The following is a 15,198-nucleotide window of genomic DNA, read 5'->3' on the forward strand; positions in this document are numbered from 1 at the left end:
TGTTGCGATAGTTATTGTTATCAGCTTCAGGCTGAATAGTTATCGGCAGAATGGCGGATAGCTTTATGGGTGGGCAATAAAAAACCCGGCGCGGTGGCCGGGTTATAGATAACGGCTAGATAAGGTAAGGAGGAGTGGGGGGCCTGAAAGGTGGGTGAGACGAAAAATCAACTATCTTGATCTCGCCTGGAGTAAGCTCATTCATATAGTGAAGAACATACTCAGACGTTCTATCTCCAAATGGCTTAGTCATATCGTAAGCATCAATCCCGATATGGTAATGCCAGAGTTTATACTGTAGCGCCACCTTCACTTTATTTACGAAGTCTCGATCATCTTTGGATACGCTGTCAGAAGATTTGTTTCTTCCTTCAAGGGCATTAAAGCCGTTGGCTTTAAGATGATCTATGAACGCCTTAATTTTTTTCCTGTCATCAGCAGGAAAGTTTAAGACCTCTTTCGCAAATAGAACTCCCACATCCACTTTCAACTTTGTGACACCTTCCTAAGCCAGTCATCAAAATCGTCAAGGGTTTCAAGGCCATCAGGCACAGTCACAAAGTCCCCAGACACCATTTTTTGCATACGATCTAGTTCAAAGTTGAAGGGGAACTCAGCCTGAGACATAAATCGACCCTCTTCAATTACAATGCATTCTTTCAACAGCTTGTTGTCCAAAACAGCCTGTTCATCACCAGCTTTGGCCCAAGCTGAGCCAGGAAGGTGAGTAAGGCGGGATAAATTAGCAGCTGTCATATGACCATATACAGTAATTATATTATCAATAATGCAGCGGAAATCCCCTACCTCATCGACAAACTCTGGTGTAACTGTTTGGAAACCACCATCTTCTGTGAATTCAAGCGTACTTATTAAGGTAGAGATATGGTGATTTTGATAGTCCTTTACAGCATGGTACAGCTGAGGTTGTACAGGACCATAAGTCCACTTAGCAAAAAAATCTTCCACTAAAGGCTTATCTAATATTTTCAAGCTCCACGACTGAGCAAAAAATACCAGTTTTTGAAGCTTCATAGGCGTAAGATCAGTGATCTTAGCCCCTTTAGCTCTTTCAATAAAGGCATTAGCTACTGCAATTGTTGAGTAAGCCATCACATGCCCCCTTTAACAAAATTATAACGACAAAAATCTTCTCCAAAAGTGAAAGCTTTCAGAGATACTGTATGGATAACCAGTTATTAAAATACACTGAGTTAACCATAACGTCTATCTTAAATGTAATATCGGTTTACGTCACTGCAAACTGGATAGCATATCGTGCTAATGATTAAAAAATGATAGCACGATAGATCTGTATGCTACCCAAACGTCTCTTCAGGCCGCTACCAGCTATGCGTCGACCAGAACACCTTTCCGCTCACACCAGCCGCAGCTTCGTCTCTAACCAAAAGTCTCTTCCGGCCACTGCTACAGTTTGTTGTAAGCTATCGATTCGTGAATAAGCGCTTTACCCATGATGTATAGCTGGTCCTGATTTTCTTCTGTCACATACCAATCTTTGTAAGCCGGATTATCTGAAAGCACGGCTAACTGCAGGCCCTGCATCTGCAGGCGCTTGACATGGAAGTGCTGCCCGAAGACAAATGCGTATACTCCGTCAACCTTGAAGTTCCTCACCGAAACGTCAAAGAACAGGCGATCTCCCGACTGAATCGTTGGGCACATGCTGTCACCGTCTACGGTCATCACCTTCACATCATTTTGAGTGCGGTTCCCGAAAAGAGATCTGGCATGCTCAGTTGTGAACTCAATAGCATGCAGGACCTCAACAAATTCAGAAATCATAAAAGACCCCGGACCAGCGCTTACTTTCAGGTCTAAAACATCAACCCGAAAGACATCAATTGTTTCCGAGACCGGTTGGGCCGCCGATGGCACATTACCATCAATCCGCATTTCCCCCACTCCAGAACTAAGCCATTCCGGCCTTACACCCAGAGCATGAGCTAGCTCGACCATCTTACGGCTGCCGCTCGTTTTACCTGACGTCATCTTTTGAATTGCAGGCTGGGATATACCGACTTTATCAGCCAACTGTCCTTGAGATATGTCAGCGGCCGACATAGCCGCGTTCAGTCGTTCTGCAAATGTTTTCATCTTATCAATATATAACCGAGGTTATGTAGAGTAAAATAACAAAGGTTATGGACAATACCCATAACTTGGGTTATCTTTTCATTAATCCAGTAATCGGATAGGTAAAATCCATGAACAAAGTTATTCAACGAGCTTTAGAAATCGTTGGCAGCCAGAAGCGACTCGCAGATATTTGCGGCGTTAGCCAGCCAGCGGTTCACAAGTGGCTTAACGGTGGTTCCGTATCTCCGGAAAAAGTAACAGCCATCGTAAACGCTACTGGTGGCGAGATTAAGGCACACGAAATTCGACCTGATCTTCCCGACCTGTTTCCACACCCAGAGAACCATGCCGCTTAACGGCGGCCCTAACCACGAAAGGGAAAGCAATGCATTCACTTGCGTATCAACAAGGTAACAAATTTTCGCCAACGGCGATGATTTACCAGAATCGCCGGGAACCTGATTCCAAGGCGTTAAACATCGATGGGATCCGCGCAGCTGTTCGCGCCTGGGCAGCTGATTGCCGCAGTCGTGAATTTGTCGCAGCGCTGATTGTGGAAGAGTGGCGAGCCACTGGCGGCACCGGTTTGGATATCCCGACTGACTCGCACCGACAGATGCAGAAGGTGTTCCGCTGGATCGACGGCGATACCGAATATGCCTCCAACAACATTCGCCAGCTGGCGCCGGCAATCATGTCCGTCCTGCCGCTGGAGTATCGAAACCGCCTGGCGCCGCAGAACGACACGATGTCTCTGATCGCCTCTGCGATGAAAGAGTGTGCTGAAGCTAAACAGGCTGTACTGCTGGACGCTCCAGAGCATCAGAAGCTGAAAGAGGTAAGCGAGGGTATAGCGTCGCTGTTCCGCCTCATGCCGGAGCAGGTAGGGCCATTGATGACGATGGTAACTTCGATGCTGGGGGTTATGTGAGAACTACAGAAATGGCGAAAGCCGCGGTGCTCGAACACCAACGGCTTTCTGGTGCAACAAACGTCAGTCAATTGCGAGGTCATTATGACAAACGCTAATCCAAAACGCCAGGCGCAGGAGGCTTAACTGTGTCGAACGTCGCTTACGCAAATTTCGCGGCGCATTCCGCCGCCAGGAGCAACCGGATGGAGAACCAGAAAACCGGATTCATCCCGTTGTACCGGAGTGTTCTTAAGCAAACCTGGTCGAAGGACGTCTTCCTGCGCACGCTGTGGGAAAACCTGCTGCTGTGTGCTGCTCGCCAGCCATACACGGCAAACTTCAAGGGGCGCCAATGGCCGCTACAAACCGGACAACTGGTAACAACTTCTGCCGATCTCGGGCTGAACTTATGCGACAGGGAAGGGAAGCCATGCAGTCGCCACGCCGTCGACAGGATGCTTGATGTTTTCGAGCGTGAAGGAATGATTTCCCGCTCCGGAGAGAAGCGAAAAGGCTCTGTGATAACAATCACAAATTACGCCGAGTATGCTCAAAAAATGGACGATTTACCCGCGCGTTTTACCGCGCATGTATCCGAGCTTAATGCCGAGCATGGCGAAGCCAGTGCTGGCGCTGCTTCGGAAGATGATGCCGCGCATAACGACGCGCATTTACCCGAGCGTTTCACCGAGAATCATGAACAACAATGTAATAACAACAATAAAAACATTAAAAGATCTTCGTCCGAGAATTCTGACGAATCCTCTGACGCACGTCTGAAGAAATTTTTATCAGCTCATCCAGAAGCTGCGATCTACACACCATCCGGTGCGAAGTGGGGATCGGCTGAAGACCTAAAAACCGCCCAGTGGATTTCCACCAGGGTGAAGCTGATTAACCCAACCTGCAAAGCCCCGGACATGACCTCCTGGTCTAACACTGTTCGCCTGATGCGCCAGATAGACAACCGGTCGCACCAGGACATCTGCACGCTGTATGACTGGGCAAGCAAGCACCACTTCTGGCAGACCAACATCCTGAGCCCGGAAAGCCTGCGCAAGCAGTGGGACAAACTGACGATGCAGCGCAACGCAGGAGGTGAGCAGCGTGCCGCCAAGCCGGATCTTGACTTCAACAACACTGACTGGGCCTACGGGGTGATCCGATGAAATCTCTTGCAGAGCAGATGCGTAACCACGACCGCGAGCAGATGAGCCGTATGGCCCATAACCTGCCAGAGCAGCACCAGGAGCGTGCGCCGGTCGAGCAGGTGGCGCAGGTATTCAACAAGCTGTTCAACGAGCTGCGCGCCGCTTTCCCGGCCAGCATGGCGAACTTCCGCACCCAGGACGACCTGAACGAATTCCGCCGTCAGTGGCTGCTGGCGTTTCAGGAGAATGGGATTCACACCATGGCTCAGGTCGATGCCGGTATGCGTGTAGCTCGCAGCCAGGTGCGCCCATTCCTGCCTTCGCCGGGCCAGTTCGTCGCATGGTGCAAACAGAGTGGCGGGGCGCTTGGTATCACCGTTGACCAAGTGATCGCCGAATACTGGGACTGGCGTAACCGATCGTTCGAATTCACCTCCAGTGAGCAATTCCCCTGGTCGCAGCCGGTCATGTACCACATTTGCGTCGAACTGCGCCACCGCAGCACAGAGCGCCAGTTAACGCATGGTGAGCTGGCGCGCGAGGCGGGCGATCTGCTGGACATGTGGGAGAAGCGCGTTATCGATGGCAAGCCTGTGCCGCCGGTACGCCGGGCGATTGCAGCACCGGCTGCCGAACACGGGCCGACGCCGATCCAGTTGCTGCTGGCGAAGTACAACCGCAACAAGTCGAACGGGATGGTGTGAGATGACCATAACAATCCGTGAGCAGGTGCTGGCAGCACTGCGCAATAACCCAGGACTGAACAACGCCAAACTGGCAGGAATTATCGGCATGGACACCAAAAAGATATCCGGGACGATTAGCACGCTGCTGGCCGACGGCCTGATCGGCTGCGAAGGAAAATACGGCCAGCGCCTGTACAGCCTGACCAGCTACGGCATGCGCTTCGCCCCTGACACGATACCGGGCATGAAGCAGGGCAAGTCGAAGTTAATTCAGCGGACGGACACAAACGTGATCTGCCAGGAGTGCCGCAACAGCGCGGCGATGAAGCGAGTATTGATGGTTTGGGGGAGGGTAGGGGTATGAAAATCGAAGATATCAAAAACGTTGCGGTGTTCTTCAATATGAACGGCAAGACAGTAGCGTTACGAATGGATGCAGAGCAGAAGCGGATCGTCGCATTAATGGCGCTGAACACGGCTGATGCTCGGGCAGAACTGATTGAAGTGCCGCACATGACTTTACCAGCAGACCCAGCCATGCAGGAGGCCGCCCAATGAGCAACATCGACAAACATGCCGTGCAAGCAGTTGCCGATTTGAAAGCTGGTTACAGACTCGGTCACGCTGATGTGGCAATACTGAACGAGCTGGCGCGTATAGCACTGGCATCGCTCGAAGCGGAGGCTGTGTGCGTCATCGACCAGTCCAATCTTGATTATCTCAAATCTGGCTCCGATGCCGATGTATGGCCAGCATCAAGAACAGAGATGGGTGATGTGCTTCTGTATCGCACCGCGCCGCCAGCGCCGGTATCTGTGCCTGATGCGATTGAAATGGATGATGACTTTGACAGCGCGTTTGAACACGGAAAAGCTGTCGGCTGGAACGCCTTCCGCGCCGCCATGCTTCAGGGTGCCGAACCTGTAACGACGGCTTACAAGTTGCGCGATGCGGTTGAAACCATTCGCAACTCCGGCATAGCAATCGACGCCGAGAAAATCCTTGCAGAGTGCGATGCTTTCAACGCTCCAGACTGCTGGTGCCGCACCTGTCGACCTGTAACCATGACTGACATGCGCTTCGTTGTCTGTCCTGATTGCGGAAACAAACGCTGCCCGCACGCCAATGACCACCGGCATGAATGCACCGGAAGCAACGAGCCAGGTCAGGAAGGTAGCGCGTACCCGGCAGCACCGAAGCAGGAGGCTAAATGAACGATTTCGCTAAGCGAGTTGAGCATCTTGAAGCGGAGCTCGGTAAAACCATCACCACTGAGGTTGAGCTTGTTTCTTACGTCAAAGAGCGCAGCACTGGAAACTCTGAGGCTCGCTACTACGTTAAGCATAGCAACCAGCAGACGGTGCTTGAGCAGGGAATGGTGATAAACAGGGATGGTTTTGGCAATCATCAAGCCAGCATCATCATCACTGATTTCCCCGGGCAGAAAACTCCGCAAGAAGCGGCGCTTAAACTGGCTGATTGGTTAAAGCGCCTGGGAGAGTCCATTGAGGCTAATTTCAAAAAGCCAGAGGTGGGTGATGCCTAACCCATTCGACGCATAACTAAACGTCAAGCAACGTTTGATTATTCATTATCACCCAGCCATAATTAAGTCATCGGAGCCTGAACAACTCCGGTGACTTCTGCGCATTTAAGGGGACTTAAATGCGACCACAATATGAACTCCTCACCTTGTCACAGATGCAGAAATGCACCTGCGATTTTCTGCATTCTGCGTTACCTCTCGGAGGTGGCGTATGAAGCAGCAATTCCATCTCGTCAACGACGCCATCAAGCAAAACGCTATCAACTTCATCCGGGAGCTACCGGTGGACGCCAAGCGCCCGTTAGTTCTCGATATCAAGGAGATGACTCGCACCCTCGATCAAAACAAAAAAATGTGGCCGCTGCTTAAAGACCTGTCCGACCAGGTTACGTGGTTTGGCAACAAGTACGATTCTGACGACTGGAAAGACCTGATCACTGCAATGGTCGCTAAGTCAAAAAAGCAGGAGCAGCGCATGGCCCCCGGCCTTGATGGTGGCGTTGTGATGTTCGGACAGCGTACCAGCAAGATGACCGTCCGCCAGATGGTTGAGGTCATTGAGGCGATCTACTGGTTCGGCACTCAGCAGAACGTCAAGTTCAGCGAAAAATCACGCCTCGAAATTGAATGGGCAAAACGCTGGGGTGAGCGCAATGAGTAGCCCACTTTCCCGCGTCATCACAAACGAAATATTCCGCGTCCCGGCGCGCCGCAAGCGTAAGCCCGCGGTTAAGCCGTCCGACATCCCGACTATGAAAGACTACACCGCCCGCCTGGTGGATCAGAAATGGCTGCGCCTCGCGGCACGGAGGGCGCATGGCTAATTTATGCAAAGCGGCACGTGGCCGCGAATGTCAGGTGCGGATCCCCGGTGTATGCAACGGCAACCCTGAAACCTCAGTGCTGGCTCACATTCGTCTTGCGGGCCTCTGCGGGACCGGAATCAAGCCACCTGACCTGATCGCCACCATCGCATGCAGCAGTTGCCACGACGAGATTGATCGCCGCACCCATCTGGTCGATGCGGAATATGCAAAGGAGTGCGCGCTGGAAGGCATGGCTCGCACGCAGGTCATCTGGCTTAAAGAGGGGCTCGTAAAAACATGAATGAATATCGCATCAGCCTCCCATGGCCGCCGAGCAACAACCGCTACTACCGGCATAACCGCGGGCGTACGCACATCAGCGCAGAAGGGCAGGCGTACCGCGACAGCGTCTCCAGAATCATCAAAGACTCAATGCTGGATATTGGCCTGGCCACACCCGTGAAAATCCGTATCGAGTGCCACATGCCGGATCGCCGCCGACGAGACCTGGATAATCTGCAAAAGGCAGCGTTCGACGCCCTGACGAAATCCGGGTTCTGGCTCGATGACCAGCAGGTCGACTACTACAGCGTGAAGAGGATGCCAATCGTCAAAGGCGGCAGGCTTGAACTGACCATCACCGAACTGGAGGCCGAATGAACCACACAGACTTCATGCGGTATCAGGCAGAAAGCGTTAAGCGCGCCAGCATGCCGCCAGTAGCAAAGCACAGCCAGACAAAAACCAACCAGCCACAGAAGGAAGCCGCATGAACAGTCAGCAACTGGAATACGTACGTCAGCAGCTCATTGTGGCGACCGCAGACCTCAGCGGAGCGACGAAAGGGCAACTGGTAGCTTTCGCCGAGAACGCGCAGTTTACCGCGACGGCGCGCAGTCGGGGACGGAAAAAAGTATTCGACAAGGATAAGCAGCGGATGGTCAACCCGGATGGTCCGCCGATGAGTGGCAGCCAGTCACGCGCTAAGGGCTCATCCATCGCGCTGGTTGGCCCGGTTGAGTTCGTGACAGCGTCGTGGCGCCGCGCTGTGCTTTCGCTGGAAGAGCACCAGAAAGCGTGGTTGCTGTGGAGCTACAGCGAGAATATCCGCTTCGAGTACCAGGTGGCGATCACACAGTGGGCGTGGGCAGAGTTCCGGGAGCAGATCGGCACGAAGAAAGTGGCCGGCAAGACGATGGAGCGCCTGAAGAAGCTTATCTGGCTGGCGGCGCAGGACGTCAAAGCGGAACTGTCAGGGCGTGAGACGTACGAATACCAGGCGCTGGCGAAATTGGCTGGCGTGGCGAAATCGACCTGGACGGAAACGTATCTGCCTCACTGGCTGGCGATGCGGAACAGCTTTAAGCGACTCGATAGTGGCGCGCTTATCTCCGTAACGCGATCACGTTCACAACAAAAGGCGACAAATTTAGATGTAAGTCTTGCAAAACCGAACTGAAACGCATATATTTCATGTAAATCTGATATCGTCGCCATAGCTTCGTAGGTCGACAAAGAATTAAGAGCCTGAGGTTAACGCCTTGGGCTTTTTCGTATCTACACAACAGGTAAGAGCATTGAACCCGTAGACCTCGCGGATTGGTGAAAGGTGCCGCGCAGTGCTCTGACCGTTGTGGTGAAGCACAAGATGACAGTGCTGATGAATCGGGGGCATCAAAACCCTTGAGCCGGGTCTAATGGGGACGGCAAAAACGCGACTTCAGCCACCACAAACTAAACCCACTACCTGGGACCCTTCGGCCAGAGAGCCAGCATTGCCTTACCCTCACATTGCCAGCCTGTCGCTGGCTTTTTTATTTTCAGGCCCCGGGAAACATCCTCGACATGCCTTGTTGTTTAACCGTCCCGAGGGCCTGAACCAACTACACACGGAATAAATATGTCTGAGACCTTCACTATCGTAGGCGTTGGTCTTACATCGTCATCAGTCGGTGTAACCTTTGCCACGCTGTTTCCGGAGGCGACTCCAGCAGTGATGCTCGGATCACTCGCCGGAACGGCGCTATACGTTCTGACCTCAGATCCCCATCAACTCTGGAAGCAGGCTATCTTTGCGCTGATATCGTTTATCAGTGGCGTGTTCTTCTCCGTGCCCATGGCGAAAATCATGGCCGGAATCATCAACACGCCGTTAAGCCTGATGAAGCCACCGGCCAGCATTGAAGTATCGCCAGCTGTCGGTGCAATTGTCACTGCTTCCATTTCCGTGGCAGTCCTGCTGCGCATTCTCCGCAAATCCAAAAGCGGGAAGATGCCGGGGCTGGGGGAGGAAGATAAATGACATGGCAGCTTCTTCTGATGGATGCAAACGCCATAGTTTGCCTGTTAATAATGGTCAGGCTGATGTTTTTCCGTAAAGAGGGAAAGCGTCATCGCCTGAGTGTCGCGGTGCTGGCCTATCTGGTCATCCTTGCCGCAGGATTCAACGCCTTCAACATTCTGCTCGGCCACTACGTACAGGTTAACCTAGGCGATCTGCTTCTGAACTCCGTCATCTGCATAGCGGTGTGGCTGGCACGTGGGAACCTGGCTAAGGTCGTTATAACGGAGTAGTCCATGCAAACCAGTGATAAAGGCATTGCCCTGATCAAGCAGTTCGAAGGCTGCAAGCTCACCGCGTACCAGGACAGCGTCGGAGTGTGGACGATTGGCTATGGCTGGACTCAGGCAGTCGACGGCAAACCAATCCGCGCCGGGATGACGATTAAGCAGGAAACGGCTGATCGTCTACTGAAGACCGGACTTGTCAGCTACGAAAGCGACGTGTCCCGACTGGTAAAAGTTGGCCTGACTCAGGGGCAATTCGATGCCCTGGTGTCGTTCACGTATAACCTTGGCGCCCGGTCACTGTCGACATCTACACTGCTGCGCAAACTCAACATCGGTGATTACGCGGGCGCTGCCGACGAGTTCCTGCGCTGGAATAAAGCTGGTGGCAAAGTCCTGAATGGACTCACCCGTCGCCGGGAGGCAGAGCAGGCTCTGTTCCTGTCATGATTGGCGCGCTGGTTAAACGTTACTGGATGCAGTTGCTGGTGCTGGCGTTAATCGGCGTGCTGGCGTTCTTCGTGAACCACTACCGCGACAACGCCATAACCTACAAAGACCAGCGCGATAAGGCTACCGAACAGCTCAGCCTTGCGAGAGCCACAATCAAAGACATGCAGACGCGCCAGCGTGATGTCACTGCACTGGATGCTAAATACACTGGAGAACTGGCTGATGCCAAAGCCACTATCGATCAGCTTGAGCGCGATGTTGCTTCTGGCAAACGTCGGTTGCAGCTCAACGCAAGCTGTCCCGCGAACGGAGCGACCAGCACCGGCAGCCTGGGCGATGCTTCCAGCCCCGGACTTACTGACTCCGCTGAACGGGATTATTTCACCCTCAGAGAGCGAATCGTCACAGTGACGAAGCAGGTCGGCTATTTGCAGGAATACATCAAAGAGCAGTGCTTAAATTGATTGAATCAAGTAAAATCACCTTGATAAATTAGGGGTGATTATGGACGAAAAACAAATTGCATTAGAGGCTATGTTGGCAGCTAAGGACTCTGCACATTGGGCGTGGTGGACAATGGCTGCGACTATATTCAGTGTTCTGATTTCCTTGGGTACTCTAGGTATGGCTTTCAGCGCCTTGGATACTTGGCGTCAGCAAGAGATGTTAAAGCTGAAGATGGAATTCAAGAGGTCTATTCTTGAATTAATTTATGCTATGGACTCTATGCCAAGAAATTGGTCTTTTCATCAGATCAATATAGCTCGGGCAAGGTTACAAGCATCGCCTGAGGTTGCAAATAGAGTTGCTGACCCTGCCCAGATATACATCAATAAAATGGCTCTCAAGGATGCATTCAGTGGCTCAACCAAAGCATGGATCATGTGTGAACATCTCTTCTCTGAAACAGAGATCGAAGTCTTATGGAATAAGTTTCGAGGTGAGTTTCGAGATTACATAATGAGGGGCGGCGATACCAATCGCCTTGCAGGCATTCTCGAATCACTAAATGTAAAACTAAAGGTTTTATAAATCTAACCACCCTCGGGTGGTTTTTTATTGCCATCACCATGAGTAGCCTCATCGTAATGGCATTATCCCCATAAGCGGATAAAGAGGCTCTCAATGTCCGACATCTACCAAATCACCCTGACCACCCAAACAGGCGAAACCTTCACAGGCAAGATGTCACGACGTCAGCCTGAACTGGTTAACGGCTTTGTACCGCTGGCGACCGAGACGGGCGAGTGGCTTTACTTCGCTCCGGCCGATGTGAAACGCGTGCAGTTCACGCCGGTGCCGGAAGAGCAGACCGAACAGCCAGAAGAACAAACAACGGAGTAACGAATGAGCAAACCGGACTGGGAGGCCATCGAGACGGCGTACCGGGCCGGAGTGATGTCCCTCCGAGAGATTGCATCGCAGCACGGCATTAGTGAAGGCGCTATCCGTAAGCGCGCCAAGCGTGACGACTGGTCGCGTGACCTGAATGCGAAGATTCAGCAAAAGGCTGATGATCTGGTACGCAAACAGGAGGTACGCAAACAGGTACGCAACGAAAGCACTTTGACCGAGCGCGTACTGATAGAGGCGACTGCCGAGGTGATTGCCACGGTACGCATGGAGCACCGGGGAGACATCCGACGGGCTCGCGAACTGACAAACATGCTATTCGATGAGTTGGCCGGTGAGTGTGGCGATGTGGCCGCGCTTGAGATGCTCGGTGACCTGATGCGCCGTGAGGACGATAAAGGTCAGGATAAGCTCAACGATCTGTACCACAAAATAATCAGCCTGCCTTCCCGTGTTAAATCCATGAAAGACCTGAGTGACAGCCTGAAGACGCTGATCGGCCTCGAGCGTGAGGCGTACAGCATCGAGAATAAGGCGGAAACGAAAGAGGTAACGCATAACGTCATGCTGGTCCCAACCAGTGACAGCGTGGATGACTGGGAAGCGGCAGCGCAGAAACAACAGGGCGGGGTGCTCGGTGGATGAATTACAAAGCTGTATGGAAGCCACTGCCTGGATCGCAGTCTTTGGCGCTGAGCTGCCCGTGTAACGAAATCCTGTTCGAGGGGACCCGCGGCCCTGGTAAAACCGCCGCGCAGTTAGCCAGGTTCCGGCGCAATGTCGGTGTGGGTTATGGCTCGTTCTGGCGCGGCGTCATCTTCGACACCGAATATAAAAACCTTGCCGACATCATCACTCAGTCGAAGCGTATGTTTCGCCTGTTCAACGATGGTGCGCGCTACCTTTCATCTGCGAGCGAATTGCGATGGGTATGGCCAACAGGCGAGGAGTTACTCTTCCGCTTCGGCAAGGAGGAGGGCGATTACTGGGATTATCACGGGCAGGAATTCCCGTTCATCGGTTTCAACGAACTGACCAAGCAGCAGTCATCTGAGTTTTACGAGATGATGTTTTCCTGCCGGCGCTCATCGTTCCGGCCAGAGAATTACCCGCTGGAAGATGGTTCATTACTTAAGCCGATCCCGCTGGAAACGTTCAGCACTACCAACCCGTTTGGCATCGGGCATACCTGGGTGAAGAAGCGCTTCATTGAGCCAGCGCCGCGCGGAACCGTGCAGCGCGACCGGCAAATGGTGTTCAACCCTCAGACAGAACGAGAAGAGGAAATAACGCTGACGCGCGTGGCCATCCACGGATCGTTTAAAGAGAACCCGTACCTCGACCCTCAGTACATCGCGACCCTGATGGCCATCAAAGACCCTAACCGGCGCAAAGCATGGGTAGAGGGCTCCTGGGATGTGACCAGTGGCGGGCGCTTTGACCACCTGTGGAATGCCTCGCATCACGTCATCAAGCCGTTCCGCATCCCTGATAGCTGGACTGTTGACCGCTCCCACGACTGGGGCGAGTCGAAGCCGTTCTCTAATCTCTGGTGGGCTCGCGCCGACGGTACCGCCGCAGAGCTGCCTGATGGTCGCCAGTTCTGCCCGCCAGCCGGGTCGCTGACCCTGATTGGCGAGTGGTATGGCTGTCCACCTGACGAGCTGAACAAAGGGCTCAATATGAGCTCGACAAACGTCGCCAAGGGTGTGGCCTGGATTGATAAGCGGCTGATGGGCGAAGAGCTGCCTGAACCTGAAGAGATAAAACTCAATGGGATAACTCAGGGGCAACTGAACATCATGCCCGGTATCTGCAAAAAGGTTGTGCCGGGCCCAGCTGACGGTGCCATCTACAACACTGGCGATGACGAGCTCTCTATTGCCCAGAAGATGGAATCGCAGGGCGTTAAGTGGGTTCCATCCAACAAGAAACCGGGATCGCGCGTAAACGGAGCGGCCCTCTTTGCTGACATGCTGGAGGCCGTCCTTGAGGGTAAGAAGCTGGAATCTGGTGTACCTGAGAAACCAGCATTCTACGTCTTCGACTATTGCCGCGGCTGGATAAGCCGTGTACCGGTGCTCGTTCGCGACAGTAAGAACCCTGATGACGTAGACACTCAGCAGGAAGATCACGACTGGGATGGCACTCGATATGCCGTCCTGCATTCACCGCCGAAGAAAGTCGGCAAAGTCACCAACCTACGGATCTAATCCCATGCCTGATATTTCAACCCCAAATCTGGACTATGGGAACATGGTCGAGGCGTGGGATATCAACGATGCCCTGATGGGCGGCACGCTGTATATGCGCCAGCTGGGCGAGTCCTATCTCCCTCGCTGGCCCAAGGAAGACAAAGAGGATTACAAAAAACGCCTCGCCGTGGCCACGCTTCTGCCAGCCTACGAAGAGACCATTAAGCAAAACATCGGGCGTGTATTCGCCGAGCCCATTAAGCTTGCCGAGAATGTGCCTGATCAGCTGCGAGAGTATGCGAAAAACTTCGACCTTGAGGGGACGCGCCTGGACGTATGGGCGCAGGCATTCTTCGGTCTGGCGATGCAGTATGGACTCTCCCACGCGCTGGTGGATTATCCCAGGGTGGACACCGAAAAGGTGAAAACCAAAGCGGAAGAGAAAGCTACCGGCGCGCGCCCCTATGTCACCATGCTCAATCCACGCCAGGTAATTGGCTGGAAGTCGAAAATGGTGGACGGCAAAGTGGTGTTGACTGCGCTGCGTATCAAAGAGGTTGTGGTCGAAGACGGCGACGACTTCGGGCAGACCAAGGTCGAGCAAATACGGCACCTGACACCTGGAAAGGTGGAAATTTACCGCAAGGCCAAAGATGCTGACGGTGCCGAGAACTGGGCGCTATTCGAGGAGTGGCAGACATCCCGCCAGGATATCACTCTGGTCACGCTCTACACCAAGCGCACCGGGTTTATGTGTGGTTCACCTCCATTGCTCAACATGGCCCTGCTGAACATCAAGCATTGGCAGAGCCAGAGCGAGCAGGACAACATTCTGCACGTCGCCAGGGTGCCGTTGCTCACGGTGTTCGGTTTGGAAGAGGGGCAAGAGCTGATAATTGGCTCGTCTTCAGCTACGTCGTTCACTGATCGGCAAAAGCAGGGTCTGGAATACGTCGAGCATACAGGCTCCTCCATCGGTGCTGGTAAAGAGTCGCTGGCAGAACTTGTGGAGCAGATGCGCCAGGCGGGCGCGAAGTTGCTGCGTACAGAGAACACCTCTACCAAATCGGTAGACCAGACCTCTGAAGAGAAAATGCAGGAGCAGTCACCGCTCTACACCATGGCTACCAGCCTTGAAGATGCGATCGACAACATCCTGCAAATCATGGCTGAGTACATCGGCGAGAAAGATGGTGGCAACGTTGATGTTCGCACTGAGCTGGATGTCGAGTCGAAAGAGTTTAACCCGCCTGCGGCGCTGGCTATTCAGTCACTTCGCCAGGGTGGCGACCTCCGCCGTATCGATGCCATTAAGGCGCTGCAAAAGCTCAGTCTGATTGATGCCGATGCAGACCCCGACAAGGTATTGAACGAGTTGCTGGCTGAATCGGCCTCGCTGACAGAACTGCCGCCGGACGAGGTGTGAT

General features: G+C 53.1%; 26 protein-coding genes. 23 read left to right on the plus strand and 3 right to left on the minus strand.

The genetic code is table 11. From position 1 onward, the window contains the following. Positions 1-115: 115 nt before the first annotated feature. From G0034_RS10050 to G0034_RS10060, 3 genes are all read right to left on the minus strand, one after another. On the minus strand, positions 116-490 hold the full coding sequence (locus G0034_RS10050) for a hypothetical protein (protein WP_047345146.1): 375 nt from the start codon (positions 488-490) through the stop codon (positions 116-118). Then, positions 487-1,113, minus strand: a complete 627-nt coding sequence (locus G0034_RS10055) for a Panacea domain-containing protein (RefSeq protein ID WP_063851988.1) — start codon at positions 1,111-1,113, stop codon at positions 487-489. Before G0034_RS10055 ends, G0034_RS10050 begins: the two co-directional genes overlap by 4 nt. Before the next feature lie 315 nt (positions 1,114-1,428). After that, complete coding sequence (locus G0034_RS10060) at positions 1,429-2,118, minus strand: XRE family transcriptional regulator (protein ID WP_016042178.1); 690 nt, start codon at positions 2,116-2,118, stop codon at positions 1,429-1,431. A gap of 110 nt (positions 2,119-2,228) precedes the next feature. Between G0034_RS10060 and G0034_RS10065 the strand changes: the two genes are divergently transcribed. The 23 genes from G0034_RS10065 to G0034_RS10175 all read left to right on the plus strand — a co-directional run bounded on the left by G0034_RS10065 (position 2,229) and on the right by G0034_RS10175 (position 15,197). Continuing rightward, positions 2,229-2,456, plus strand: a complete 228-nt coding sequence (locus G0034_RS10065) for a transcriptional regulator (protein WP_016042179.1) — start codon at positions 2,229-2,231, stop codon at positions 2,454-2,456. 29 nt (positions 2,457-2,485) lie between these two features. Further along, positions 2,486-3,031 carry a toxin YdaT family protein gene (locus G0034_RS10070; RefSeq protein WP_179120786.1) on the plus strand — a complete coding sequence of 182 codons (546 nt, stop codon included), beginning with the start codon at positions 2,486-2,488 and terminating at the stop codon, positions 3,029-3,031. A 185-nt stretch (positions 3,032-3,216) separates the two neighbouring features. Beyond that, complete coding sequence (locus G0034_RS10075; RefSeq protein WP_179120787.1) at positions 3,217-4,182, plus strand: phage replication protein O; 966 nt, start codon at positions 3,217-3,219, stop codon at positions 4,180-4,182. Then, the gene (locus tag G0034_RS10080; protein ID WP_179120788.1) at positions 4,179-4,868 is read left to right on the plus strand and encodes a replication protein P; all 690 of its coding nucleotides are present in this window, start codon (positions 4,179-4,181) and stop codon (positions 4,866-4,868) included. The genes G0034_RS10075 and G0034_RS10080 overlap by 4 nt, the downstream gene beginning before the upstream one ends. Position 4,869: 1 nt before the next feature. After that, complete coding sequence (locus G0034_RS10085; RefSeq protein WP_179120789.1) at positions 4,870-5,214, plus strand: winged helix-turn-helix transcriptional regulator; 345 nt, start codon at positions 4,870-4,872, stop codon at positions 5,212-5,214. Continuing rightward, a complete protein-coding gene (locus G0034_RS10090; RefSeq protein ID WP_001752692.1) occupies positions 5,211-5,408 on the plus strand; it encodes a hypothetical protein in 198 nt (65 codons plus the stop codon). The genes G0034_RS10085 and G0034_RS10090 overlap by 4 nt, the downstream gene beginning before the upstream one ends. After that, positions 5,405-6,064, plus strand: a complete 660-nt coding sequence (locus tag G0034_RS23330) for a hypothetical protein (RefSeq protein ID WP_286079237.1) — start codon at positions 5,405-5,407, stop codon at positions 6,062-6,064. Before G0034_RS10090 ends, G0034_RS23330 begins: the two co-directional genes overlap by 4 nt. Beyond that, entirely contained in the window at positions 6,061-6,396 is a 336-nt protein-coding gene (locus G0034_RS10105) for a hypothetical protein (RefSeq protein ID WP_179120790.1), read from the plus strand. Before G0034_RS23330 ends, G0034_RS10105 begins: the two co-directional genes overlap by 4 nt. Positions 6,397-6,607: 211 nt before the next feature. Continuing rightward, positions 6,608-7,057, plus strand: coding sequence for a recombination protein NinB (locus G0034_RS10110; protein ID WP_023330681.1), 450 nt, complete (start codon positions 6,608-6,610; stop codon positions 7,055-7,057). After that, the gene (locus G0034_RS10115; protein WP_179120791.1) at positions 7,050-7,220 is read left to right on the plus strand and encodes a NinE family protein; all 171 of its coding nucleotides are present in this window, start codon (positions 7,050-7,052) and stop codon (positions 7,218-7,220) included. Before G0034_RS10110 ends, G0034_RS10115 begins: the two co-directional genes overlap by 8 nt. Beyond that, positions 7,213-7,503 (plus strand): DUF1364 domain-containing protein, encoded by a 291-nt coding sequence (locus G0034_RS10120; protein WP_179120792.1) that lies wholly within the window; start codon positions 7,213-7,215, stop codon positions 7,501-7,503. Before G0034_RS10115 ends, G0034_RS10120 begins: the two co-directional genes overlap by 8 nt. Next, positions 7,500-7,862, plus strand: coding sequence for a crossover junction endodeoxyribonuclease RusA (gene rusA / locus G0034_RS10125; protein WP_179120793.1), 363 nt, complete (start codon positions 7,500-7,502; stop codon positions 7,860-7,862). The genes G0034_RS10120 and rusA overlap by 4 nt, the downstream gene beginning before the upstream one ends. Further along, on the plus strand, positions 7,859-7,975 hold the full coding sequence (locus G0034_RS23335) for a PPVAKH motif-containing phage-derived small protein (protein ID WP_286079238.1): 117 nt from the start codon (positions 7,859-7,861) through the stop codon (positions 7,973-7,975). Before rusA ends, G0034_RS23335 begins: the two co-directional genes overlap by 4 nt. Then, positions 7,972-8,661: a bacteriophage antitermination protein Q gene (locus G0034_RS10130; RefSeq protein ID WP_179120794.1), complete on the plus strand. Its 690-nt coding sequence runs from the start codon at positions 7,972-7,974 to the stop codon at positions 8,659-8,661. Before G0034_RS23335 ends, G0034_RS10130 begins: the two co-directional genes overlap by 4 nt. A gap of 441 nt (positions 8,662-9,102) precedes the next feature. After that, positions 9,103-9,504 (plus strand): putative holin, encoded by a 402-nt coding sequence (locus G0034_RS10135; RefSeq protein ID WP_001514183.1) that lies wholly within the window; start codon positions 9,103-9,105, stop codon positions 9,502-9,504. Then, the gene (locus G0034_RS10140; protein ID WP_045259826.1) at positions 9,501-9,776 is read left to right on the plus strand and encodes a phage holin family protein; all 276 of its coding nucleotides are present in this window, start codon (positions 9,501-9,503) and stop codon (positions 9,774-9,776) included. The genes G0034_RS10135 and G0034_RS10140 overlap by 4 nt, the downstream gene beginning before the upstream one ends. A 3-nt stretch (positions 9,777-9,779) precedes the next feature. Then, on the plus strand, positions 9,780-10,220 hold the full coding sequence (locus tag G0034_RS10145; RefSeq protein ID WP_179120795.1) for a lysozyme: 441 nt from the start codon (positions 9,780-9,782) through the stop codon (positions 10,218-10,220). Next, a complete protein-coding gene (locus G0034_RS10150; protein ID WP_179120796.1) occupies positions 10,217-10,687 on the plus strand; it encodes a lysis protein in 471 nt (156 codons plus the stop codon). Before G0034_RS10145 ends, G0034_RS10150 begins: the two co-directional genes overlap by 4 nt. 40 nt (positions 10,688-10,727) lie before the next feature. Beyond that, entirely contained in the window at positions 10,728-11,255 is a 528-nt protein-coding gene (locus G0034_RS10155) for a hypothetical protein (RefSeq protein WP_179120797.1), read from the plus strand. Positions 11,256-11,348: 93 nt separating this feature from the next. Then, entirely contained in the window at positions 11,349-11,567 is a 219-nt protein-coding gene (locus G0034_RS10160) for a hypothetical protein (RefSeq protein WP_045336322.1), read from the plus strand. A 3-nt stretch (positions 11,568-11,570) separates the two neighbouring features. Beyond that, the gene (locus G0034_RS10165; RefSeq protein ID WP_112032432.1) at positions 11,571-12,221 is read left to right on the plus strand and encodes a hypothetical protein; all 651 of its coding nucleotides are present in this window, start codon (positions 11,571-11,573) and stop codon (positions 12,219-12,221) included. Next, positions 12,218-13,789 (plus strand): terminase large subunit domain-containing protein, encoded by a 1,572-nt coding sequence (locus G0034_RS10170; RefSeq protein ID WP_179120798.1) that lies wholly within the window; start codon positions 12,218-12,220, stop codon positions 13,787-13,789. The genes G0034_RS10165 and G0034_RS10170 overlap by 4 nt, the downstream gene beginning before the upstream one ends. 4 nt (positions 13,790-13,793) lie before the next feature. Next, on the plus strand, positions 13,794-15,197 hold the full coding sequence (locus G0034_RS10175; protein WP_179120799.1) for a DUF4055 domain-containing protein: 1,404 nt from the start codon (positions 13,794-13,796) through the stop codon (positions 15,195-15,197). The last annotated feature ends 1 nt before the right edge of the window (position 15,198 follow it).

This window comes from Enterobacter sp. T2, from assembly GCF_010692925.1.
GTDB classification, from domain to species: domain Bacteria; phylum Pseudomonadota; class Gammaproteobacteria; order Enterobacterales; family Enterobacteriaceae; genus Enterobacter; species Enterobacter kobei.